Below are 20,946 nucleotides of genomic sequence, written 5' to 3' on the forward strand. Positions count from 1 at the left end.
TACCACCGGCCGCGCGGCCGCGCGTCCGTGGCTGACAGAGGTCAGCCGAGGAGCAGCTGTACGAGTTCGCGGCACTTCCGGTAGGCGGCGGCCTTCGGGTCGATCAGCGCGAAGTGGTCGCCCGGAACCTTCAGGAGCTGGACCGGGGCGCCGGCGGCCTTCGCGGCCGCCGCGTAGGAGTCGGACTGGCTGGCGGGCACGTCGTCGTCGTCCGTGCCGTGGACGGCATAGACGGGGACCGTCAGCGGCACCGCGCTCATCGGGTCCGCATACTTATGCCGTTTCGGGTATTTTGCGGAGGAGCCCCCCAGCAGATTGCTGACCGCCCCGTTGCTGAGGTTGAGGCGTTCGGCTTCCGCGAGGTTGAGCAATCCGGACTGGCTGACGACGCCGGTCAGGTGCACGGCGCCGTCGTCGTCCCTGCGCAGCAGCTGGCGGTCCGCGTCCGGGGCGCCGAGCTGGGCGAGGCGGCCCCGTCCGGCGGCCCAGACCGCAAGGTGGCCGCCGGCGGAGTGTCCCAGCGCCACGACCCGGTCCAGCCCGAGGCCATGGTCGCCGGCGATGTCGCCGAGCTTGTCGATTCCGGCGAGCACGTCGGAGAAGGTATGTGGCCAGCCGCCGCCGTTGCCGGCGCGGCGGTACTCCAGGTTCCAGGCGGCCATGCCGTGCGCCGCGAGGTCTTTGGCCAGCGGTTCGCCGAGTTCCGCGCCGTACTGCGAACGCCAGTAGCCGCCGTGGATGACCACCACCACGCCCTTGGTGGCGGCCGTCTCCGGCAGGAAAAGCTCACCCCACTGGCTGGGGTCATCGCCGTAGCCGTACCTATGCCGCTTCACAGTGTCCTCCTCGGGGCCCGGTGAACAGGCGGCGGAGACTGCCCCCAGAGTCACCGTCGCTGCGGCCGCGATTAAAGCCCGGCGCCGCATATCAGACATGTGCCGAGCCTACCTTGAGCCCTGCGCGGTGCGGGGTAAGGCGGCACCGGCCCGGGTTGGGGCGCGGGGGTGTCACCCCGTCCGCCGTCGTACCCCCGCCGTAAGCTGGATGCATGGCGAGCAACTGGGATCGACTGGACCCGAAACTGCGCGAGTCCGTGCAGGAAAACGTGGAACTCTACGAGCGGGTGCGCCCTGCCCTGAAGCTGGTCACCCGCGAGGTCCTGCTGACGCTGCGCAGCATGCTGAAGGGCACCGAGGTGACGCCGCTGTTCGTTACCGGCCGCACCAAGACGGTTGAGTCCTTCCGCGAGAAGATCTCCCGCATTGAGGAGCCGCTGGAGCCGGGCGGTCCGCCGGTGCTGAAGTTCCCGGACCCGTTCCGGACCCTGAATGACATGGTGGGCGTCCGGGTGATCACAAAGCTGCCGGCGGAAAACGCGGTGGTGGCCAACATCATCAAGCGCCAGCGCCAGCTCTTCGACTGCCGCGGCGACCGCGAGAAGGATATCGGCTCCATCGAGTCCGGGACCTACGGCTATTCCAGCCGTCACCTGATCCTGCGGACCATCCAGAACGAGGCCGTCAAGGAGTACCAGCAGGTCTTCAACCCCGAGGTCCCGCCGAACGGCAGCTACTTCTTCGAATGCCAGATCCGGACCGTCTTCGCGCATGCCTGGAGCGAGATCGAGCACGACATCCGCTTCAAGGCCGAGGATCCGCGCGCCTGGACCCCGCACTTCGATCGCCAGTTCACCGCCACCGCCGCCATGCTGGAAACCGTGGAGGGGGCGTTCGCTGACCTGCACGAACGCTACGAAGAGGTCCGCAGCTACTGGGACATGGACGGCGAAGGCGCCGCGCAGCTCACCCCGAACCGGATCCGCGACGTCTGGCGCACGCTGCTGCCGCACGTGGACCGGAAGGTCGACGACGACTGGGGCTGGGCCGCCGAACTGATGGCCGCCCACGGCCTCAACCAGACCATGCAGCTGGCCGGGCTGCTGAGCGCCAACCGGATCACGGAGGTCCGCAAGGCCCTGGACCACCGCTACTCCCCCGGCCCGGACCGGCTCCTCGATGACCTGCTGCTCTGGCAGTACGGCACCAAGCACATCGACCTCACCGCCGAACCCGCCGACGCCGTCCCGCACCCGCGGCGCGACAGCCTCCAGCGGCGGCTCAAGCAGATCGAACGCTACCGGCTGACGCAGGGTTAGTGGACCGCCGCCCTACAGCTCGCTCGGCTCCAGGCGTTCCTCAAGCACTCCGGCGGTTGAGTCCCCCGCCTGGACCAGCGTCACCCGGTAGGCGGCTTTGCCCGGCGTTTCCGTGACCGCCTCGACGAGTTCGGTGCCGCGGTAGAGCAGGCCCACGCCGTCGTCGGTGCAGTGGGTCTCGCCCAGCGTCCCGTCCGCCACCAGGCGGTGGACCAGGGGACGGCGCGCGGCTTCGGAGTCGTAATGGACCCCATTGTCGTAGGGCAGCAACCCCAGGCCGTTGTTCACGGCACGCAGCTCGGGACCGAACGAATCGGTGGTCCCGCCGTTGAACCAGCAGATCGACCCGGCCGAGACGCCGGCCAGCACCACCCCGGCTTCCCAGACGCGCCGGAAGATGGCGTCCAACTCATGGGCCCGCCAGACGGCGAGGAGGTTGACCACCGAACCGCCGTTGACCCAGACAACATCCTGACCGAGCAGGTAGTCCTCGACGTTGGCAACGTTGGGCATGGTGAACAGGTTCAGATGCGTCAGTTGGAAGCCGGCGACGTTCCCCGCCTCGCTGATCTCGTTGTTGAACCACCGCTGATCGCCACTGGCGGTGCCGACGTGGGCCACCCTGGGCGCCCGCCCGGTGACGCCGGACAAGTCCACGGCGTGATGGACCAGCTTGTTGAACTCCAGGCGTGTCCGCGCCCCCGGCTGGTAGCCCCCGGAGGTCGCAAGGATGGTCGGACTTTCGGCAGCCATAACGGTACTCCTGGGTCGGGAAAAACTGTCTCGGCTTCGAGACTACCCAAGTCCGAGGAGTCGCCCGCGGGTTTCCGGAATGCCAGCCAGCAGGAGTTCGGCGGTTGACTACCGGTGGGCGTAGGTGAGGCAGTCGGCGTTGTCGACCCCCGGACCCACATGCACCTCGGTGGCCTTGCACATCAGGTGGTCGTTGTGGGCACATTCGGAACGCTGGCAGGCGCCGACGTCGGCGAGCACCTTAGGCAGTCCCCCGTGCACTCCGATATCGATGAAAGTGGCGCAGGAGGCATGGTCTTCGGCCCCGCCGACGGTAATGGCGGCGGCGTTGCAGTTGGAATGGTCGTTGAAGGAGCAATTGGTCACGCTGCAGTCGGCTACGTGCGTCGTCATCGGATTTTCCTCCGTGGTCCGGCCACCCGGGCTGGGCGGCTCCGTCCGTCCACGGTAGGCCGACCCACGGCGAACAAAAAAGACCCAATCGTGTGACCTAATGCCGCCGGGACGCAACCGGCGCCTTATTCCCCCGGCCTCCGGAACCGGGCGACATACTTCCGCTGCCACGGAGTCTCCACGGCGCCGGGCCGGTAGCGCGCCCGCACGAAGGCGACGGCCTCCGCGGGCGGGACGCCGTCCAGGACCGCAAGGCAGGCAAGGGCGGTGCCGGTCCGGCCACGGCCGCCCCAGCACGCCACTTCAACCCGCTCCGTCTCGGCCCGGCGCCAGGCTTCCTCGAGCGCGGCCAGGATGTCGGCGTCGTCGGCCGGCAGGCGGAAATCACGCCAGCGGACCCACCGGGAATCCCAGGGCACCGGGGCCGGGCGCCGTCCCAGCAGATAGAGGCCAAACTCGGGTCGCGGCCCGGAGGGGAATGGCATGAGCAGCCCCCGGCCGCGGATGAGCCGGCCGGACGGAAGTTCCAGGACTCCGCCCTGGCCCGGATCCCAGGTCTGCGTCATGTTCCTGAGCGTAGACCTTCCGCCGGCGACACGCACCGCCTGCGTTCCCGCCCGGTTACTCCAAGGCGGCCGCTTTCCGGGTCCGGGAAGAAGTAACCGGGCGGGAACGCAGCCTAGTGGCCGGCGCCGAGCTTGCCGCCGAGGCGTTGGCGCATCAGGATGCTGGCGTCGTTGAGCCCGATGATCTTCACATCCTTGCCGTGGTGGTGGTACTTCGCGGTGATGGCGTCCAGGGCGGCGATGGTGGAGGCATCCCAGAGGTGGGAGGCGTTCATGTCGATGACGACGTGCTCGGGGTCCAATGCGTATTCGAACTGGGTATAGAGGTCGTTGGAGGAAGCGAAAAAGAGCTCGCCGTCCACCACGTAGGTGGCGGTTTCGTGGCCCCCGATGGTCTTGACCGAGCGTTCCACCGTGACAAAGTGGGCCACGCGCCGGACGAACATCACCATGGCCACGAGTACGCCACCGCCAACGCCGATCGCGAGGTTGTGGGTGGCGACGGTGACGATGACGGTTGCGACCATGACGGTGGTTTCGCTCTTGGGCATCGCTTTGAGGGTACGGAGGTGGATGCTGTGCCAGTCGAACGTGGCCACGGATACGAAGATCATGACGGCAACCAGCGCGGCCATGGGGATCAGCGAGACGATGTCCCCCAGGACCACCACGAGGATGAGCAGGAAAACGCCGGCGAGGAAAGTGGAGATCCGGGTCCGGGCGCCGGAGGCTTTGACGTTGATCATGGTCTGGCCGATCATCGCGCAGCCGCCCATGCCGCCGAAGACACCGGTCACGATGTTCGCCACGCCCTGCCCCCAGGCCTCGCGGGTCTTGTGGGACCGGGTGTCGGTGATGTCGTCGACGAGCTTGGCCGTCATCAGGGATTCGAGCAAACCGACGAAGGCCATGGCGAGGGCGAACGGGAAGATGACCTGCAGGGTCTCCAGCGTGAACGGGACGTTCGGGATGAACAGCGTCGGCAGTGAATCAGGGAGTTCGCCCTTGTCTCCCACGGTCGGGACGGCGACGGCGGCGAAGACGGTGATCAGTGTCAGGACCACGATCGCGACGAGCGGGGCCGGGACGGCCTTGGTGAGCTTCGGCAGGCCGAACACGATAACAAGCCCCAGCGCGGTGAGCGGGTAGACCAGCCACGGGACACCGAGGAGTTCGGGCACCTGGGACAGAAAGATCAGGATGGCCAGGGCGTTGACGAAGCCGACCATGACAGAGCGCGGGATGAACCGCATGAGCCTCGCCACCCCGGAGAGGCCCAGGACGATCTGGAAGATGCCGGCCAGGATCACCGCGGCGACGAGGTAGTCCAGGCCATGGGATTTCACCAGCGGGGCAATCACGAGGGCGACAGCGCCGGTGGCTGCCGAGATCATCGCCGGGCGGCCGCCGACGAAGGCGATCGTCACGGCCATGGTGAAGGAGGCGAACAGTCCGATCCGCGGGTCGACGCCGGCGATGATCGAGAAGGCGATGGCCTCCGGAATCAGGGCCAGCGCGACGACGAGCCCGGCCAGGACCTCGGTTTTGAGCCTGCGCGGTGACTTCAGGGTTCCCCGGACGGTCTGGAGCCGCTCCGGGGTCAGTGCCGGGGCATCTAAGGCGGCTTTGGTGGCCATTGCTGGCTCCGTTCAGTCTCGTGAAGACGCGCCACCGCGGCTTCGGCATTCAGCAACGGCTGGGCGACGTCGGCAGATCAGTGAAGGATGGGGCGCCACACCGCGCCGGAAGATAAGTCAGGCAGCAGGGGCGCCGGCCGGAAGGGGCCGCGTTTCGTCCTGCCCGAGCAACTTTACCGTGAGGGACCGGGGGGTCGCCTGCCGCGAGCCGGACGCCGCAAAAAATCTGACATATTCGGGGGCCGGGGCGGTCACGAATTCGCCCTGGAGCGGCCACAGTGGCACCATCTTTGGATGCTTGAGGCAACCAAAACACCGCCTGCCCCCGGGACCAGTGCAGTCCGGGTCAATCCCGCTCTTGCCGCCGAGGCGAAGATCGCCCGCATCGCGGTCACCGTGTTCCCGCTGCTCGTCGTCGTCGCGGGCGTCGCCGGGTACCTGCTGCCGGACGCGTTCAAACCCTTGGGTCCCAGCGTCCCGTACCTGCTGGGCATCATTATGTTCTGCATGGGCCTGACCCTGACGCCGCCCGACTTCGCGTCAGTGGCAAAGCGCCCCTGGGCCGTGGTGCTCGGCATTGTGGCGCACTACGTCATCATGCCCGGTGCCGGCTGGCTGATCGCCGTCGCCCTGAACCTCCCGCCGGAACTCGCCGTGGGCCTGATCCTCGTCGGCTGCGCGCCCTCCGGAACCGCGTCCAACGTGATGGCGTTCCTGGCCAAGGGCGACGTCGCCCTCTCGGTCGCCGTCGCCTCGGTGTCCACCCTGATCGCCCCGGTGGTGACGCCACTGCTGGTGCTGTTCCTGGCAGGGTCCTATCTGCAGATCGACGCCGGCGGCATGGTGCTGGACATCGTCAAGACCGTGCTCCTGCCGGTGATCGCCGGCCTGCTGGCCCGCCTGTTCCTGAAGAAGCTCGTCGCCAGGGTGCTGCCGGCGCTGCCCTGGGCCTCCGCCGTCGTCATTTCACTGATCGTGGCGGTTGTGGTGGCCGGAAGCGCCAGCAAGATCGTCGCCGCGGGCGGGATCGTGTTCCTGGCCGTAGTGCTGCACAACGGGTTCGGCCTGGGCCTGGGGTACCTCGCGGGCAAGCTGGGGCGCCTGGATGACAAGTCCCGCCGCGCGCTGGCCTTCGAAGTCGGCATGCAGAACTCGGGTCTGGCCGCCACCCTGGCCACGGCGCATTTCAGCCCGCTGACCGCGCTGCCCTCGGCCGTGTTTTCGCTTTGGCACAACATCTCCGGCGCCATCGTCGCGGCCTGGCTGGCGCGGCGTCCGCTGCAGGACGAGTAGGGGACGGCGCGTCCCGCGGGCCGGCGCAACGGTCCGCCCCGCCGGCCCGCAAGGGATCAGGTTTAGTACCCGGTGCTGCGTCCGCCGCCGAGGACCTCTTCGGTTCCGGAAAGCCCCAGCCGGGTGGCGCCTGCAGCGATCATCGCCTGCGCCGCTGCCCAGTCGCGGATGCCGCCGGATGCCTTCACCCCGAGCCGCGTGCCCACGGTCCGTGCCATCAGTCGAACCGCATGGACGGTCGCTCCGCCGTCCGGGTGGAATCCCGTGGATGTCTTCACGAAATCGGCGCCGCTGCTTTCAGCAGCGGAACAGCAGCGCACGATCTGCTCGTCCGTCAGCGCCGCGGTCTCCAGGATGACCTTGAGCACAGTCGGTGCCGGGACAGCCTTGCGCACAGCGCTGATATCCCGCTCGACGGCGTCGTAGTCACCGGCCCGGACCGCACCGACGTCGATGACCATGTCGATCTCGTCTGCGCCGTTGCGCACAGCTTCTCGGGCTTCGGCTGCCTTGACGCTGCTGTGGTGCTTGCCCGAGGGGAAGCCGCAGACTGCTGTGATCCGGGTGCCAGCGTTCATGCCCACCAGCGGAAGCATGGACGGCGGGACGCAGACCGAATAGGCCCCCAGCCGCGCGGCTTCGGCGGCCGCCTGCTCCGCCTCGGCCCTGGTTCCGGTGGATTGCAGGAAGGTGTGGTCCACGATCGCGGCCAGGCTGGCCGCCTTCAGTTCAGTCATGATTCTCCTTGGATGTGGGGGCTACTTGCAGGTGGCGGTGTCGCCGATGCCGCGCAAATACGAGCAGAACTCCTCGACACCGCCGCCGGTGACGAGCTTGCCCTGCAGAACGCGGGACTCTTCGACTTTCTCCCCGCTGGCAACGGCATGGCCGATCTTGGCGACCTCCTGGCCCAGCGCGAACGGGGACTCGGCATTCGTGGCGTACATCTCCCCGCTCTTCACAGCGGCCAGGGCATCGCCGATTCCGTCGTTTCCGACGATCTTGATCGTGGACAGCAGTCCGCGTGACTTGACGGCGGCCACGGCGCCGAGCGCCATTTCGTCGTTGGCGCCGTAGATGCCGGTGATGCCCGGGTTGGCCTGGAGGATGTTGGTGGTGACATCCAGTGCCTTGCCGCGGTCGAAGTCCGCGGACTGCACTGCGACAACCTCAACGCCGGGGCATTCCTTCATTCCGGCTTTGAAGCCTTCGGACCGGTCCCGTGCCACGCTCGTGCCGAGGAGGCCCTGCAACTCGGCCACCTTGCCGTTGCCGCCGACCGCTTCGCACAGGGCCTTGGCGCCGTTCTTGCCGGCCTGGACTGCGTCGTAGCCGATGAACGCGGCCAGTTTGCCCTGGTCGGGCATACGGTCGAACGCAACCACGGGGACGTTTGCCTGGTTGGCTTTGACGGTGATGGATCCGCCGGCTTCGCTCGAGGTCGGGTCAAGCAGCAGCACTCCGGGCTTCTTGACCAGTGCGGTGGTGGCCTGGTTCAGCGAGGACGTGTCGTTGTTGTTGGCGTTCTGGACATCCAGATTGACGCCAAGTTTCGCAGCCTGGTCCTTGGCACCGTCGCCGACCGAGACGAAGAATGGGTTGTTGAGCGTCGAGATCACCAATGTGGCCGATTTCTGCCCGGCGCCCGCGCCGCCGTCGTCTGTGGAGCGAACGGCTGTTGTGACACCGGCGCCGACCACCAGCAGTCCCACGACGGAGATCATGGCGACCTTTGGAAGCACCGGTGCCGGCACGGACGCGCCGGCTCCGGCCGCCGGCGAGGCTGGTGCCGCCTTGGCCGGGCCGGTGCGGAAGATGCGCATCAGGACGCCGGAGTTCCGGTCCACGAACACGGCCAGGAGGATGACGGCGCCCTTGACCACGCTCTGCAAGAACGGCGAGACGTTCAGGAGGTTGAGCCCGTTGTCGATCATGGCAAGCAGGACGGCACCTACGAGGGTGCCCAGCAGCGCTCCGCGGCCGCCGGCGAGGCTGGTGCCGCCGATGATCACGGCGGCGATTGCGGCGAGTTCGAGGCCGGTCCCCGCGGTGGGCTGTGCCGTCCCGAGACGTGCGGTCAGAATGAACCCGGCGGTCGCGGCGAGGACGCCGGAGATCATGAAGGCCAGGATCTTGACGCGCTCGGTGCTGATGCCGGCGAGGCGGGCGGCATCGGCGTTGTCGCCCGTCGCGTACAGCTCACGGCCGTACCGGGTGCGGGCCAGGATATAGCCGAACAACATACCGAGGACCAGCATGATCCAGATCGGGGTCGGGATCCCCAGCAGGTTGCCCTGGCCCAACGACAGGAACACCTGGTCGGTTACCTTCACAGGGTTACCTTGCGAGAACTGCAGCGTCAGCCCGGCGAAGATGGACATCGTTGCTAGCGTGGCGATGAACGAGGGCATTTTGGCTTTGGTGACCAAAAGACCGTTGATCAATCCCGCCAGCGCGCCTACCGCGAGGCCCGCGGCCAGCCCGGCGACAACACCGTACTGACTGATCACACTCGCGGTTGTGATGGCGCTGAAGCCGAGCACCGCGCCGACGGACAGGTCGATCTCCGCGAGGATAATCACATACGTTTGGCCGGCCGCGATCAGGGCGACGACGGCGGCCGTGAGAAGGACGTTGAGCATGTTGGATGGCTGCAGGAATAGAGGCGTGGCGAAGACAAGCGCCAGGGCCACGAAAGCCAGCATCCATACCGCACGAAGCTGGTCACTGAAGAGGGATATTTTTTTCATCGGGATACGGTCTCCATTGCGTGTTCCAGGACGGACTGCTGGGTCAATGCGTCGGAGGTCAGTTCAGCGTTGATGCTGCCTCCACGCATGACCAGCACCCTGTCCGACATTTCGACTAGTTCGGGGAGGTCTGACGAGACAAGGACGACGGCGACACCTTGGGCCGCTACGTCGTTGACGATGGAATAGATCTCGGCCTTGGCGCCCACGTCGACCCCGCGCGTGGGTTCTTCCATCAGCAGGATCGCGGGGTTGCTGAGGAGGCAGCGGGCCAGCAGGACTTTCTGCTGGTTGCCGCCGGAAAGGGTCCCGACGGCGTCGTCAATGCTGTTGGATTTGACGCTCAGCCGCATGGAGATCTCCTGGCACCGGTCCTGTTCGCGCTTCAGGTCCACAATCCCGTTTCGGGTGATGGCGCCAAGGGTGGACAGGGATTCGTTGTGCGAGATGGGCTGGGCCAGGGTGAGGCCTTCCGCCTGCCGGTCCGGGGTCAAGTAAGCGACGCCGGCGTTGATGGCATGCCGGGGCGACTTCAGGGTGAGGGGCTTGCCGTCGATGGTGACGGAACCGGCCGCGTTGTCCAGACCGAACAGTGCCCGCAGCACCTCGCCCTTTCCGCTGCCCATCACCCCGCCGATGCCAAGCACTTCCCCGGCGTGGACTTTGAAGGACACACCGTTGACGCCGGTCGATTCAAGGCCGTTTACTTCCAGCCGGACGCGGTCCGTGGCGTGGTGTTCCTTGGGGTAGAAGTTCTCGACTTCCCCGCCCACCATGGCGGCGACGACAGCGGCTTCGGTCAGGTCCTCCGCCGTTCCGGTTTTGGACACGCGGCCGTCGCGCATCACAACGATGCGGTCGGAGAGGGCGAAGACCTCCGGGAGCCGGTGGCTGATGTAAATGACGGCGACGCCGGCCGCCTGGATCTTGCGCACCTGTGCGAACAGGAGCTCCGATTCGCGATCGTCCAAGGCCGCGGTGGGCTCATCGAGGATCAGCAGCTTGACTGAGTGGCTAAGGCAGCGGGCAAGCTGCACCAGCTGCTGCTGGCCGAAGCTGAGTTTCCCCACTGGAAGGCGCGTGTCGACGTCGATCCCCACCTGGCCCAGCAGTTCGGCGGCGCGGGCGTGCATCTTATCCTTGTTAACGAACAGTCTGCCGAACTCGCCGGCGCCGTCGTGGGCGAAGAGGTTCGACGCGACGTCCAGCTGTGGGAACAGGTTGTTCTTCAGCTCTTGGTAGATGACTTGGATCCCGGCGGCCATGGCCTCCTGGGGGCCGCTGAACTTCCGCACCTCACCGCCGATGGAAATCACGCCGGAATCGGGCTGGTAGGCCCCGGCGATGATTCGGGTCAGGGTGGACTTGCCGGCCCCGTTTTCGCCCACGAGGGATACGATTTCGCCCGGTTCGATGCTGAGGTCCACACCGCGGAGCACACGGTTGGGGCCGAAGGATTTGGTGATGCCGCTGAGGGTGATCGTCATCTCAGTACACCACCCCGGCCACCAGGATTACGTTGGCATAGGGGGTGAATTCGCCTGAGCGGACGGCGGCTTTGGAGGACTTGCTCCGCTCTTTGAAATCCGTGTGCGGGACGAGCTCCAGCGGGATGCCGTGGCTGCCGAGCCGTTCCCTGAGGGCCTCGAGGAGTTCCGGGCTGTGCTCGGCGATCTCCGATGCCGCGATAGCGCCTTCCGCCTGGACTTCGGCCAAAACGACGTCCAGGCATTCCAGGAACCGCGGAACGTTGGCCGTCAGGGCCAGATCGATCCGTTCCACTCCGGCCGGGATCGGCAGCCCGGCATCGGTCACGACCAGTTCGTCGGTATGGCCCAGTTCGGAGATGACCCGGGCAAGTGATGGGTTGAGGGTACCGCTGTTTTTGCGCATGATTGCTCCGCTGCGTTGAGGAGGGATGAAACGTAGGGGTGGATAGCCGGGGGGCGGCAGCTAACGGGCCGCGGCAGCCTGGCTGGCGAGGAACGCCTCAATGGCTTCGCGCCGGGGGAGGCTCGGGCTGGCACCGGCAACGGTGACAGCCAACGCACCGCCAGCCATGGCGCGGCGCAGGGACTCGTCCCAGTCCCGGCCCTCGGCCAGCGCGCTGCCCAGTACCCCGGCAAAGGCATCGCCCGCAGCCGTGGTGTCCACAGCCGCGACAAGGAAGGGCTCGTGCAAGGTCACGGCCGTGCTGTCCGGCGAGGTCCGCTCGACGACGACCGCACCGGCGCCGGCCAGGGTAACAACAGCCCGCTGCACGCCGCGGTCGGTGAACCAGCGACCGGCCGCGGTGGCTGATGCATGGTCGGTCACGTCGATGCCGGTGATGAGCCGCGCTTCGGTCTCATTCGGCGTGACGATGTCCACGTGCGGCCAGAAGTCCTCATCAAGTGCCGCCGCCGGTGCCGGTGCGGGGTCCAAAATGACGGTAACGCCGCGGGCTTTGCATGCACGCGCCGCCTCAAGCGCCGATTCATGCGGGATCTCCAGCTGGATCAGGGCCACCCCGGCTTGACACGTGGACCCTGAAAGGGACTCCCTGATGTGGGCGGGGCTCAGCCGGGAGTTGGCGAGCGGGATCATCACGATGTCGTTTTCCGCCGAAGCGTCCACCCGGATGTGGGCGATTCCGGTGGGACCCTCCGTGCGCATCACGTGCGTGGTGTCGATCTGTTCCCCGGCCAGGGTCCCGAGGACCAGTTCGCTGAAGCCGTCATTGCCCACGCATCCAATCAGAGAGACCTGGCTCCCGGCGCGTGCCGCCGCCAACGCCTGGTTGGCTCCTTTGCCGCCGAGCACCATCGTGAAGGCGTTTCCGAGGACGGTTTCCCCCGGCTGCGGCAAGCGGTCGCTGAAACTGGTCAGGTCGCAGGTGATGCTGCCGATCACCAGTACATTCCCGTTTCCGGGCACAGATGTAGTCATGGGTTTCCTTAATGGGGTGGTCAGTTAGGGACGTCAGTCGGAGGCAGGAGCGGAGCAGGACTGCCGGATGGTCAGACTTACCGGCAGCACTTTGTGCTCAAGAGGGAGCTGAGTGGGGCTGCCGATTTGTTCGATCCGTTGGAGAAGGAGGTCCGCTGCGGCGTGGCCCTCAGCGATGGCGGGTCGCGAGATCACAGTGACGGGGGCCTGAAGGAGTTCCGCAAGGTCAAAGTCGTCAAAGCAGAGGAAGGAGAGCTGCCCGGGGATCGAAACCCCGGCGGCGTGAAGGGAGAGCAGTGCACCCTGCGCCATGGTGTTGTTGCCCACGAAGAGAGCCGTCATTCCGGTGGGATTGTCGATCAGTTCCTGGGCGGCGCGACGGCCGAAATCACGGCTGAATTCGCCGATTTTGATGGCTTCAGCCGGGACGTGGATGCCGGCGTCGGCCAAGGTCTTCAGAAAGACCCGGTGCCTCACCCGTCCGGGAACAGTGTCCTGGCGACCACTGATGATGCCGAAGCTCTGGTGCCCCAGTGATAGCAGATAGTCTGCAGCCGCCTTGGCCCCGCTGGCGTTGTCCACGTGGACAAGGTCGAAGCCCGGCTCATCACCCACCGTACGGTCGATAAGCACCACCGGCTTGTTGAGGTCCGCTAGCATCCTGCGGGTGCGGTCGCCTTCCTCTGCCGGGACGATAGCGACGGCGTCGACGGCGTCGATAAGGTTGCCCAGCAGCTCCGATTCCGCACTGAACTGCTCATCGCTGCTGGCCACGATGATGCGGAACCCCTGGGTCATGGCCCGTTCCTCGATGCCACGTACCAGTGCGGCGAAGTAGGGGTTGGAGATATCGGGAACAATCACTGCAATGCTGTGATGCTTGCCCAGGCGCAGACCGCGGGCACTGGCGTTGGGCCGGTAGCCGAGGTCTTTGATTGCGCGCCTGATCGCTTCGGCGCTGCGGACGTTTTCCCCGGCCAGCATGCGCGAGACGCTTGCGATCGAGACGCCCGCGAGCTTGGCCACGTCATGGATGTTTGCCACGGATGCCCTCTCCTTTGAGTCGTCTGCCGGGTCTGCGATGCTGGCCGGTGGGCCGAGCCGGACACTGGTTGTGAATCCCGTCACGCCAGCATTCGACTACTGTAAACGTTTTCAGTTGGGATGACAAGGGCGCCTTTTCAGGAGCTCTTTCGTGAACCGGCGCCGGCGCCTAATCTTGCAGCCGGGAAAGCAGTTGGGCGACAGCGCGCTCCGCGAGAGTCTCCGACATCCCCGCCGCGCCCGGTGCCAGCACGTCGAAACCGTCCGGCTGCAGGGAGCCGGAGAAGACCAACTGGGCGACGCTGCGTTCCTCGAGTTCCGCCATGGCCTCAAGATCCTCGGGGGATCGCTCCGCCGGTACGGAGCCGAGGATGACGCCGTCGGCTCCGCCGGAGAGCATAAACTGCCGCCAGCTTTCGCCCACCAGGATGACCGGCTGGTAACCGTGCCGGGGCAGGATCCTTGCCGCTGCCGCAGCGAGCGCGCGGTCCCAGGGATCGTCGAGGTCGGTGATGGCCACAGCCACGACGTCGGTGCGTCCGCGCCGCATCCCGCGGGCGGCCCGGTTGGGCACATAGCCCAGTTCGTGGGCCGCGGCATGGACGCGGTCCTGGGTGGGCTGGCTGATCCGCGTGTTTCCGCCGGGGCGGCCGGAAAGCACGTAGGAGACCGTGGTCAGGGACACTCCGGCCGCCTCCGCGACGTCGCGGATGGTGGGCTTGGATCCGTGCCGCACTGATGACTCCCGGGTACTTCTCCACCACGGATGCGCGGCGGTGCTGAGGGCTTGTTCCCTGAACTCTAGCGGGAAAGGTCGCAGGGCCGCGCCGGAGAAGTTCCATATGCCGCGGCCTTTGTTAAGGCTTGAGTACTCCTGCCCTTCGGCCACCGTTCAGGAGGCGTAGCCTTCAAATATGGCTGACGACAGATACACCACCGAGCGGGATTCGTTCGGGCGGCTCCTGGCGGACCGCGAGGTCTGGCGGCAGGCGGGCACCATTCCCGCGGCCGGCGAGCTGACCGCGCGCTGGCTGGAAGGCCGCAGCGAGTACCAGCCGGGAACCTTTGCCCCGAGCTTCGACAATGAGACAAAGGCCATCGCCGGCGAGCTCGCGGAGCTGAACCGGAACGGGCTCTTTACCAAGGAATCACAGCCCGGCGTGCTCGCCGAGGGACACTCGCAGCGCGCCTACGTGACGGGATTCTGCAGCGTGGAGTCGGCGGCCGCGCTGCTGGCGCTGTCCGGCCGGACCGATCTGGTCACTGTGGCCCACGCGCCCGGTGAAGCGAGCCAGTCTTCCATTCCCGTCACCCTGCAGGACGGCGAAGTGGAGACAGTCCTGGGCAGCAGCGAAGGCCCGGCGGGCGAAGAGCAACTCCGGGACTGGTCCGAGGAGACCAACGACGCCCTCGCCCTGCTGCTGGCCGAGTCCTGGTACGTGGAGGTCTTTGACCCTTTGTGGGGACGGAACGGCGTGCTCCTGCCGGCAGTGCTCACGGCGCTGGCCGGCGTGGAAACAGGCGGCTAGGGCGAGTCCCGGCTAATGCTCAAGGCTCAGTCCGGACACGGCTTTTTGAACTCCGGGCTTCGCCTCGTCGTTCAGTCGTCGCAGGTGCAGCGCTGATCCTGGGGCACATCGGCCATGACCGAATCGACGTGCTCTCCGCAGCCGGCCCAGGTTATTTTTCCACAACGATTACAACGAACTGCAGCGCACATCTGAACTCCAATTTTGGGGTGCCGCGGATGCCGCACCTGATACAGCAATAATACCCCATAGGGTATATTGAAGAGGTCCCCGGCTGCAGGGGCAATGCCCGGGAGCCCCGAAGGATCACCATGAACACGCAGGAACGGCCGGAAGGCCTGACGCCAGACCAGGCCACCAGACCTGGTCAGATCACGGTCTCCGCCCAGCCAGGCGTGGAGAATCAGCGCCTTCAACGCCGTGTGGTCTCCGTCCTTGTCGGCGGTCAGATCCTCGGCGGCATCGGCATGGGAGCCACGCTTTCCCTGGGCTCGCTGCTGGCAGCACAGCTTTCCGGATCCAATGCGTGGTCCGGCATGGCCGCCACGATGAGCACCCTCGGCGCCGCCTTCGCCGCAGTCCCCCTGGCCCGGCTGGCGCAGGCCCGCGGCCGTCGGATATCGCTGTCCGCCGGCGCCCTGATTGCCGGCGCGGGCGCCGTCACGGCCATCACCTCCGCCGCCCTGGGCATCTTTCCGTTGCTGCTGCTGGGCCTCATGCTCCTAGGTGCAGGATCCGCCGTGAATCTGCAGGCCCGATTCGCCGCCACCGACCTATCCCGCCCCGGGTCCCGCGGCCGGGACCTCTCGATCGTGGTGTGGTCGACCACAATCGGCGCCGTCCTGGGCCCGAACCTCTTTGGTCCCGGCGAGACCGTCGGCGCCGCCCTGGGCCTGCCCCCGCTCACGGGCGCGTTCGCCTTTTCCGTAGCCGCCCAGCTCGCGGCCGCCGCCGTTTATGCGACAGGCCTGCGGCCCGACCCCCTGCTCACCGCGACGGCCTCCCGCGTGCCCGACCTGGAAGCACCCCCGCCCAAGAGCGGCCTGCGGATTCTGCGGAGCAACCCCAGGGCGCGGTATGCGGTGGCGGCTGTCGCCCTCAGCCATGCCACGATGGTGGCGCTCATGTCGATGACGCCCGTGCACCTGCGCGACCACGGGGCCAGCCTCACTGTCGTCGGCCTGACAATCAGCCTGCACATCGCCGGCATGTACGCCCTGTCGCCCGTTTTCGGCTGGATGGCGGACAAGGCCGGGCGGCGGCCGACCATCCTACTGGGCCAGGGCATGCTGCTGGTTTCGCTGGTACTGGCCGGCGTCGCGCCGGATTCCGGCACTGCCGTGACCGCGAGCCTGATCCTGCTCGGCCTGGGCTGGTCCGCCTCGGTGGTTGCGGGCTCTGCCCTGGTGGCCGAGTCGGCCCATGTGCAGGACCGGCCGGCAATCCAGGGCGTTTCGGACCTGAGCATGAACGCGGCCGGGGCGACCGGCGGTGCGCTGGCCGGTCCGGTGCTGGCCGCCGTCGGGTATTCCGGGCTCGGCTTCCTCTCCATCGCCCTGGTGGTCACCGTGATCATCTGGACCGGCCTGCAGCCACGACGACCCGCCCCAGACCTGGAAAAGCCATGACCGTCAACAGCAAGCCCGAAGCGCACCTCCCTCCGAGCACGGGTCAGGCGCCCGTGGGCCGCGCCCGCGTCCGGCAGCTTCCGCAGGTGCTCCGCAGCTGGCACCGGTCACGCGTGGCTGCGACCGGCGTCGCGGCCGGCGTCGCGGCCGTCTTCCTGATGGCCGCCAACGGCATGATTGCCGGTGCCGGCACCGGCTGGACGGGTTACGCCCTGGTGGGTGCGGGGTCGGTCCTGGCCGGCTTCCTGGCCGGCAGTTACGTGAACGCACCGATCGGTGCGGCGGCCACGCTGTGCGATCTGCGCTGGCCGGTCCTGGGCCTCTTCGGCGCGGTGTGGGCGAGCTCGACGAGGGAGGCACTTCCGGCAGCCCAGACCGCCGTCGGCATCCTGTCCCTGGCCGTAATGGCATGGGCCCTGCACGGCCGTCTGGAGCTGGAGCGCAAGGTCACCCTGGGCCGCAGCGGATCGCCGGATGCCGACGTCGAGGCCTGCACCGACTGCCGCCCGCTGTTTCCCACCAAACCGCGGCCGCAGGACTGATCCGGCAGGCGCCGCGGTCACTCGTCAGAGGCGGATGTAGGCCCAGCCGTCCCATTGACGTCGGGCAAGGTGAGCAATGGCCGCCGGGACTATATCGACGCCGGGCAGCAGGCCCTCCGCCGGGACCCCGGCCGAACGCAGGCTGTTCCCGCAGGCGCCAGCACCCTGACACCGCTGGCGACGGCGCTGCCGACGGCGTCACCGGATCCCGAGCCCTCCGCCAAAAGTGCCACACCGGGCCCCTGGATGACAGCCTCGACGGGCACTTGTGGTCCGAGCGCCACAACAGCGTTCTGGCTGCTTCGCAGCACGCCGGCCAGCGCCCCGTCCGGCAGAAGTCCTGCCGCATGGGCCACGAGACCCCGCTGGCCCCGTTCTGGACGCTCCCCCGGGCGGGACCCGCCGTAATCAGCGGCGTCCTCGGGACGGTTTTCGGCGGCAATTTCAGACACGCAATCTCCTTCGGCGTGGACGGGCCCGCCCGCTTCAGGGACGAAACGGGCCGTTTCCTGCATGCTAGCGGGCGCCGTACGGAAATGTACATACATTCCTCCGAAGGCGGGCAGGCGGCGGGCGGGCGGGGCTCCCGGCCGGGTCCCGCCAGGGGATGTCCGGTGTTTTACATCGACGCGTACGTCACGTAGCCTCGCACACTACTAAATGTCTAAACATTTCGTGGTCACACCACGGCACGCTTGAGGAGCCCTTATGCCCACCTTGACCAAGCCCGAACCTGCGGCCACCAAGCCACGCCGCCGCACCGCATCGATCGTCTTGCCGGCGATAGGCCTCGCCGTGCTGCTGCTGTTCGTGGGACTGCTCTCCTACCAGGGCGCATCGGCCCAAAGAGACGCCGCCGAACAGCAACAGGGGTCCCAGGACCCGAAGGGCGCCGCCGGCGAAAAACTGGACATGTCCCGCCGCATAGCGGACGACCCAACCGCGATCGGGAGCCCGGACGCTCCGGTTGTCCTGGTGGAGTACGCGGACTACCGCTGCCCCTTCTGCGCGCTCTTCTCCCAAGACACTCTTCCCCCGCTGGTGGCGAAATACGTCGACAGCGGCGACCTGAGGGTGGAGTGGCGTGACCTGCCGGTCTTTGGCGCGGAGTCATCCGCCGCCGCCGTCGCCGGACGCGCGGCGGGCGAGCAGGGACGGTTCTGGGAATACAACAAGGCCGTCTACGCCATCGCGCCGGACCGCGGACACGCCGAGCTGCCCCGGGAGCGGCTGATCCAGCTTGCCGGGGAGGCCGGAGTCCCTGACTTGAAGAAGTTCGAAGCGGATCTTGACTCCGCAGAACTGAAGGCCGCTGTGTCGAAGGATGCCCAGGAGGCCGCGTCCCTGGGTGCCACCGGCACCCCCACCTTCCTTGTCAACGACACCCCGCTCGTTGGTGCGCAGCCGCTGGCCACCTTTGAGAAAGCCATCGAAGCTGCACTGAAAACGGCCGGGGGCAACTGATGGACATCGGCTACGCCGGCGCGTTCCTGGGCGGCGTCCTGACCCTGCTGAGCCCTTGTTCCGCCCTGTTGCTGCCGGCCTTCTTTGCCTACGCGTTCTCCACCAAGAGCCGGCTGGTGGCGCGGACAGGACTGTTCTACCTGGGCTTGCTGAGCACCCTGGTGCCGCTGGGCATCTTTGCCGGGGTGCTCGGCTCCCTCGTCACGCAGCACCGGCCAGTCCTGATCAGCGTTTCAGCGGCCCTGGTGATCCTCCTGGGCGCCGCCCAGATCGCCGCAGTCCGGCTTCCCTCCGCGCTGACGCCGGCTGCGGGCACCGGGTCTTCCCGGCTGTCCGTCTTCGCCCTGGGAACCGTCTACGGCGTCGCCGGAGTCTGCACCGGGCCAATCCTGGGCTCCATCCTGACCGTTGCGGCAGTGGGCAGCAACGCCGTCTACGGTGGCGCGCTGCTGGCAGTCTTCGCGCTCGGGATGGCTTTGCCGCTCTTTGTCCTGGCCCTCGTGTGGGACCGGCTGGGCATCTCCGGCCGCCGCTGGTTGCGGCCGCGTCCGCTCACCATCGGAACGTGGTCGAACTCCTGGCTGATGGTCATTTCCGGCCTCATTGCCGTCGGCATCGGTGTGCTCCTGCTGATCAGCGACGGGACGGCGGGACTGGGCGGCGTGCTGACGGTCCAGGACCAGTTCCGCGCAGAATCGGCCGCCACCGAGGCTGCCGCCAGCATCCCTGACCTAGTTGTCGCCGGGGTCGCGGCCCTCGTTCTCACCACCGGCGTGGCACTGTATTTCAAGAGCCGAAAAAACGAGCCAACCATGACCCACCGACACGTCTCCGGAGCAGCGGACCAGCAAAATGCGCCGAAAACCACGACCAACCGGACCGCCAGCGCCGTTGGCCCGGCCCAGCCAAAGACAGGAATGCCCGATGATCCGCAGTAAATACGGAACCTTGATACCCGCCTTGGCGCAGTGGCCGGTGCGACGCTGGCTGGCCGCGGCCGTCGCAGCCGCCGCCACCTACCTCGTGGTGGCCGTGCCCACGGACCTGATCGACACGCCGCTTTTCAGCCGCGAGGTCCCGCCGACCTGGTGGTCCTTCCCGGTCCTCGGCGTCACCGCCGTCCTCACCGGATTGCTGCTGGCCACCTACGTCTCCCGCGAACCCGCCGCCGGCGGCGAACCCGGCAGTGAAGTGTCCGACAGCAAGGGCCGCTTTGGGGCTGCCGGCGCCATCGTTTCCTTTTTTGCGGTGGGCTGCCCGGTCTGCAACAAGCTCGTGCTGCTGGCCCTCGGCACGTCCGGGGCCATGCAATACTTCGAACCGATCCAGCCCCTGCTGGCGGCCCTCTCCATCGCCCTGCTGCTCTGGGCATTCGTGCGGAGGGCAACCTCTGAGGATCGCTGCCCGGTGCCCCGCGGCCAGGCTGAACCGGCAGCCGACAGCCGACAGCCGGCGGCCCCTTAGTCCCGACGGGGCGGAGTGGCCTTGCAGCCGAAAGCGGTCGCGATTGCCACCCGGTCGCCCAGGACATAACTGCGCCGGAATTCGAGGTCACGCGCCCGGTGGCAGCCGGTCCGCTCGATCAGCAACAACGGGGAGCCCTCCGGACACCCGAGCAGGGCCGCATGTGCGGCGGAGGCGAGCACGGCAGTGAGCTGCTCCGTCCCGCCGTCAAGCACGACGCCGCAGCGCCGGTCGAGCTCCCCGTAGAGGGACGCGTCCCGGAAGTCCGCCTCCAGCAGCTTCCCGGCGGTCGCTGCGGGGAGCCAGACCTGGTCCAGGCCGATCGGCTCACCGTCGGCGAGGCGGACCCTTGAGAGGTGGAAGAGCTCCGCGTCGGGATGCAGGGAAAGCTTTGCCGCCACCTCTGGATTGACCACCAAGTGCTGCTCCAGGACCACACTGGCGTGCTTCATCCCGGACTCCCGGATGGATGCCAGGACACTGTAGATCGGCCCGTACGCCGTGCTTCTTCCGGCGACCACCGTCGGCTTCTTCCCGGGGTGGGCGGTGATGTGCCCGGCATCCCGCAGGGGTTTCAGGGCGGCCCGGATCGTGCCCCGGCTCACCCCGTAGCGCTGGGCAAGTTCCAGTTCACCGGGGAAACCTGCCGCGAACTCCCCGGCGAGGACTTCCTGCAGGAGCTCGGCGCTGACGGTTTTCCAGAGCGGGCCGGCCTTGGCCCGTTCAACAGCACCCTCCGCGCGGGACGCGGACGCTGGTCCCTGGTGATTCTTCACATCGCTCCCGACCGAGTTGCTCCA

Annotated in this window: 23 protein-coding genes; 8 read left to right on the forward strand and 15 right to left on the reverse strand. The window is 67.3% G+C overall.

Annotation, left to right across the window (positions count from 1 at the left end):
• Positions 1 to 41: 41 nt before the first annotated feature.
• The gene (locus ABIC21_RS06600; protein WP_354349614.1) at positions 42 to 836 is read right to left on the reverse strand and encodes an alpha/beta hydrolase; all 795 of its coding nucleotides are present in this window, start codon (positions 834 to 836) and stop codon (positions 42 to 44) included.
• Between the two features lie 212 nt (positions 837 to 1,048).
• Here ABIC21_RS06600 and ABIC21_RS06605 point away from each other — a divergent pair, with 212 nt between their 5' ends.
• A complete protein-coding gene (locus ABIC21_RS06605; protein WP_354349615.1) occupies positions 1,049 to 2,155 on the forward strand; it encodes a GTP pyrophosphokinase in 1,107 nt (368 codons plus the stop codon).
• 12 nt (positions 2,156 to 2,167) lie between these two features.
• Here ABIC21_RS06605 and ABIC21_RS06610 read toward each other — a convergent pair whose 3' ends face one another.
• From ABIC21_RS06610 to ABIC21_RS06625, 4 genes are all read right to left on the reverse strand, one after another.
• Positions 2,168 to 2,908, reverse strand: coding sequence for a Type 1 glutamine amidotransferase-like domain-containing protein (locus ABIC21_RS06610; RefSeq protein ID WP_354349616.1), 741 nt, complete (start codon positions 2,906 to 2,908; stop codon positions 2,168 to 2,170).
• A gap of 108 nt (positions 2,909 to 3,016) precedes the next feature.
• On the reverse strand, positions 3,017 to 3,301 hold the full coding sequence (locus ABIC21_RS06615) for a DUF1540 domain-containing protein (protein ID WP_056428399.1): 285 nt from the start codon (positions 3,299 to 3,301) through the stop codon (positions 3,017 to 3,019).
• A 125-nt stretch (positions 3,302 to 3,426) separates the two neighbouring features.
• Complete coding sequence (locus ABIC21_RS06620; RefSeq protein WP_354349617.1) at positions 3,427 to 3,867, reverse strand: protein-tyrosine phosphatase family protein; 441 nt, start codon at positions 3,865 to 3,867, stop codon at positions 3,427 to 3,429.
• A gap of 113 nt (positions 3,868 to 3,980) precedes the next feature.
• Entirely contained in the window at positions 3,981 to 5,504 is a 1,524-nt protein-coding gene (locus ABIC21_RS06625) for a SulP family inorganic anion transporter (protein WP_354349618.1), read from the reverse strand.
• A gap of 294 nt (positions 5,505 to 5,798) precedes the next feature.
• Between ABIC21_RS06625 and ABIC21_RS06630 the strand changes: the two genes are divergently transcribed.
• On the forward strand, positions 5,799 to 6,797 hold the full coding sequence (locus tag ABIC21_RS06630; RefSeq protein WP_354349619.1) for a bile acid:sodium symporter family protein: 999 nt from the start codon (positions 5,799 to 5,801) through the stop codon (positions 6,795 to 6,797).
• Positions 6,798 to 6,859: 62 nt separating this feature from the next.
• Here ABIC21_RS06630 and deoC read toward each other — a convergent pair whose 3' ends face one another.
• The 7 genes from deoC to ABIC21_RS06665 all read right to left on the reverse strand — a co-directional run bounded on the left by deoC (position 6,860) and on the right by ABIC21_RS06665 (position 14,255).
• Positions 6,860 to 7,534, reverse strand: a complete 675-nt coding sequence (gene deoC, locus ABIC21_RS06635; protein ID WP_354349620.1) for a deoxyribose-phosphate aldolase — start codon at positions 7,532 to 7,534, stop codon at positions 6,860 to 6,862.
• A gap of 21 nt (positions 7,535 to 7,555) precedes the next feature.
• Positions 7,556 to 9,547: an ABC transporter permease/substrate-binding protein gene (locus ABIC21_RS06640; protein WP_354349621.1), complete on the reverse strand. Its 1,992-nt coding sequence runs from the start codon at positions 9,545 to 9,547 to the stop codon at positions 7,556 to 7,558.
• Positions 9,544 to 11,034: a sugar ABC transporter ATP-binding protein gene (locus ABIC21_RS06645; RefSeq protein ID WP_354349622.1), complete on the reverse strand. Its 1,491-nt coding sequence runs from the start codon at positions 11,032 to 11,034 to the stop codon at positions 9,544 to 9,546. The genes ABIC21_RS06640 and ABIC21_RS06645 overlap by 4 nt, the downstream gene beginning before the upstream one ends.
• Position 11,035: 1 nt before the next feature.
• Positions 11,036 to 11,440, reverse strand: a complete 405-nt coding sequence (rbsD, locus tag ABIC21_RS06650) for a D-ribose pyranase (RefSeq protein ID WP_354349623.1) — start codon at positions 11,438 to 11,440, stop codon at positions 11,036 to 11,038.
• 60 nt (positions 11,441 to 11,500) lie between these two features.
• Positions 11,501 to 12,475, reverse strand: a complete 975-nt coding sequence (locus tag ABIC21_RS06655) for a ribokinase (protein WP_354349624.1) — start codon at positions 12,473 to 12,475, stop codon at positions 11,501 to 11,503.
• Between the two features lie 33 nt (positions 12,476 to 12,508).
• Positions 12,509 to 13,519, reverse strand: a complete 1,011-nt coding sequence (locus ABIC21_RS06660; RefSeq protein ID WP_354349625.1) for a LacI family DNA-binding transcriptional regulator — start codon at positions 13,517 to 13,519, stop codon at positions 12,509 to 12,511.
• 169 nt (positions 13,520 to 13,688) lie between these two features.
• Positions 13,689 to 14,255: a LacI family DNA-binding transcriptional regulator gene (locus tag ABIC21_RS06665; RefSeq protein WP_354349626.1), complete on the reverse strand. Its 567-nt coding sequence runs from the start codon at positions 14,253 to 14,255 to the stop codon at positions 13,689 to 13,691.
• Positions 14,256 to 14,433: 178 nt separating this feature from the next.
• Here ABIC21_RS06665 and ABIC21_RS06670 point away from each other — a divergent pair, with 178 nt between their 5' ends.
• A complete protein-coding gene (locus tag ABIC21_RS06670) occupies positions 14,434 to 15,048 on the forward strand; it encodes a DUF6919 domain-containing protein (RefSeq protein WP_354349627.1) in 615 nt (204 codons plus the stop codon).
• Positions 15,049 to 15,119: 71 nt separating this feature from the next.
• On the opposite strand, the gene ABIC21_RS19315 is transcribed toward ABIC21_RS06670, so the two are convergent.
• On the reverse strand, positions 15,120 to 15,239 hold the full coding sequence (locus ABIC21_RS19315) for a DUF8730 family Cys-rich protein (protein ID WP_502915579.1): 120 nt from the start codon (positions 15,237 to 15,239) through the stop codon (positions 15,120 to 15,122).
• A 120-nt stretch (positions 15,240 to 15,359) separates the two neighbouring features.
• Here ABIC21_RS19315 and ABIC21_RS06675 point away from each other — a divergent pair, with 120 nt between their 5' ends.
• Together ABIC21_RS06675 and ABIC21_RS06680 are read left to right on the forward strand one after the other, a co-directional pair.
• On the forward strand, positions 15,360 to 16,676 hold the full coding sequence (locus ABIC21_RS06675) for an MFS transporter (protein WP_354349628.1): 1,317 nt from the start codon (positions 15,360 to 15,362) through the stop codon (positions 16,674 to 16,676).
• Complete coding sequence (locus ABIC21_RS06680) at positions 16,673 to 17,218, forward strand: hypothetical protein (protein WP_354349629.1); 546 nt, start codon at positions 16,673 to 16,675, stop codon at positions 17,216 to 17,218. The genes ABIC21_RS06675 and ABIC21_RS06680 overlap by 4 nt, the downstream gene beginning before the upstream one ends.
• 89 nt (positions 17,219 to 17,307) lie before the next feature.
• On the opposite strand, the gene ABIC21_RS06685 is transcribed toward ABIC21_RS06680, so the two are convergent.
• The gene (locus ABIC21_RS06685; RefSeq protein ID WP_354349630.1) at positions 17,308 to 17,670 is read right to left on the reverse strand and encodes a hypothetical protein; all 363 of its coding nucleotides are present in this window, start codon (positions 17,668 to 17,670) and stop codon (positions 17,308 to 17,310) included.
• Positions 17,671 to 17,926: 256 nt separating this feature from the next.
• On the opposite strand from ABIC21_RS06685, the gene ABIC21_RS06690 reads away from it, so the two are divergent.
• Genes ABIC21_RS06690 through ABIC21_RS06700 form a run of 3 tightly spaced genes read left to right on the forward strand, consistent with a single transcriptional unit; the run spans position 17,927 to position 20,146 of the window.
• Entirely contained in the window at positions 17,927 to 18,682 is a 756-nt protein-coding gene (locus ABIC21_RS06690) for a DsbA family protein (RefSeq protein ID WP_354349631.1), read from the forward strand.
• Entirely contained in the window at positions 18,682 to 19,620 is a 939-nt protein-coding gene (locus ABIC21_RS06695) for a cytochrome c biogenesis CcdA family protein (RefSeq protein WP_354349632.1), read from the forward strand. The genes ABIC21_RS06690 and ABIC21_RS06695 overlap by 1 nt, the downstream gene beginning before the upstream one ends.
• Complete coding sequence (locus ABIC21_RS06700; RefSeq protein WP_354349633.1) at positions 19,607 to 20,146, forward strand: hypothetical protein; 540 nt, start codon at positions 19,607 to 19,609, stop codon at positions 20,144 to 20,146. The genes ABIC21_RS06695 and ABIC21_RS06700 overlap by 14 nt, the downstream gene beginning before the upstream one ends.
• Here the strand turns inward: ABIC21_RS06700 and ABIC21_RS06705 are convergent.
• Positions 20,143 to 20,922, reverse strand: a complete 780-nt coding sequence (locus tag ABIC21_RS06705; protein ID WP_354349634.1) for a GntR family transcriptional regulator — start codon at positions 20,920 to 20,922, stop codon at positions 20,143 to 20,145. The two genes, ABIC21_RS06700 and ABIC21_RS06705, sit on opposite strands and share 4 nt — an antisense overlap.
• Positions 20,923 to 20,946 lie beyond the last annotated feature (24 nt).

It is taken from the genome of Pseudarthrobacter sp. PvP090 (assembly GCF_040547365.1).
In the GTDB taxonomy this organism is placed as follows: Bacteria; Actinomycetota; Actinomycetes; order Actinomycetales; family Micrococcaceae; genus Arthrobacter.

What these genes read in the sequence shown, in the direction of transcription:
- ABIC21_RS06675 (WP_354349628.1), top strand. Translation starts at nt 15,360, where the DNA reads ATGAACACGCAGGAACGGCCGGAAGGCCTGACGCCAGACCAGGCCACC.
- ABIC21_RS06615 (WP_056428399.1), bottom strand. Translation starts at nt 3,301, where the DNA reads ATGACGACGCACGTAGCCGACTGCAGCGTGACCAATTGCTCCTTCAAC.
- ABIC21_RS06670 (WP_354349627.1), top strand. Translation starts at nt 14,434, where the DNA reads ATGGCTGACGACAGATACACCACCGAGCGGGATTCGTTCGGGCGGCTC.
- ABIC21_RS06620 (WP_354349617.1), bottom strand. Translation starts at nt 3,867, where the DNA reads ATGACGCAGACCTGGGATCCGGGCCAGGGCGGAGTCCTGGAACTTCCG.
- ABIC21_RS06625 (WP_354349618.1), bottom strand. Translation starts at nt 5,504, where the DNA reads ATGGCCACCAAAGCCGCCTTAGATGCCCCGGCACTGACCCCGGAGCGG.
- ABIC21_RS06630 (WP_354349619.1), top strand. Translation starts at nt 5,799, where the DNA reads ATGCTTGAGGCAACCAAAACACCGCCTGCCCCCGGGACCAGTGCAGTC.
- ABIC21_RS06645 (WP_354349622.1), bottom strand. Translation starts at nt 11,034, where the DNA reads ATGACGATCACCCTCAGCGGCATCACCAAATCCTTCGGCCCCAACCGT.
- ABIC21_RS06640 (WP_354349621.1), bottom strand. Translation starts at nt 9,547, where the DNA reads ATGAAAAAAATATCCCTCTTCAGTGACCAGCTTCGTGCGGTATGGATG.
- ABIC21_RS06655 (WP_354349624.1), bottom strand. Translation starts at nt 12,475, where the DNA reads ATGACTACATCTGTGCCCGGAAACGGGAATGTACTGGTGATCGGCAGC.
- ABIC21_RS06695 (WP_354349632.1), top strand. Translation starts at nt 18,682, where the DNA reads ATGGACATCGGCTACGCCGGCGCGTTCCTGGGCGGCGTCCTGACCCTG.
- rbsD (WP_354349623.1), bottom strand. Translation starts at nt 11,440, where the DNA reads ATGCGCAAAAACAGCGGTACCCTCAACCCATCACTTGCCCGGGTCATC.
- ABIC21_RS06610 (WP_354349616.1), bottom strand. Translation starts at nt 2,908, where the DNA reads ATGGCTGCCGAAAGTCCGACCATCCTTGCGACCTCCGGGGGCTACCAG.
- ABIC21_RS06680 (WP_354349629.1), top strand. Translation starts at nt 16,673, where the DNA reads ATGACCGTCAACAGCAAGCCCGAAGCGCACCTCCCTCCGAGCACGGGT.
- ABIC21_RS06700 (WP_354349633.1), top strand. Translation starts at nt 19,607, where the DNA reads ATGATCCGCAGTAAATACGGAACCTTGATACCCGCCTTGGCGCAGTGG.
- ABIC21_RS06605 (WP_354349615.1), top strand. Translation starts at nt 1,049, where the DNA reads ATGGCGAGCAACTGGGATCGACTGGACCCGAAACTGCGCGAGTCCGTG.
- ABIC21_RS19315 (WP_502915579.1), bottom strand. Translation starts at nt 15,239, where the DNA reads ATGTGCGCTGCAGTTCGTTGTAATCGTTGTGGAAAAATAACCTGGGCC.
- deoC (WP_354349620.1), bottom strand. Translation starts at nt 7,534, where the DNA reads ATGACTGAACTGAAGGCGGCCAGCCTGGCCGCGATCGTGGACCACACC.
- ABIC21_RS06690 (WP_354349631.1), top strand. Translation starts at nt 17,927, where the DNA reads ATGCCCACCTTGACCAAGCCCGAACCTGCGGCCACCAAGCCACGCCGC.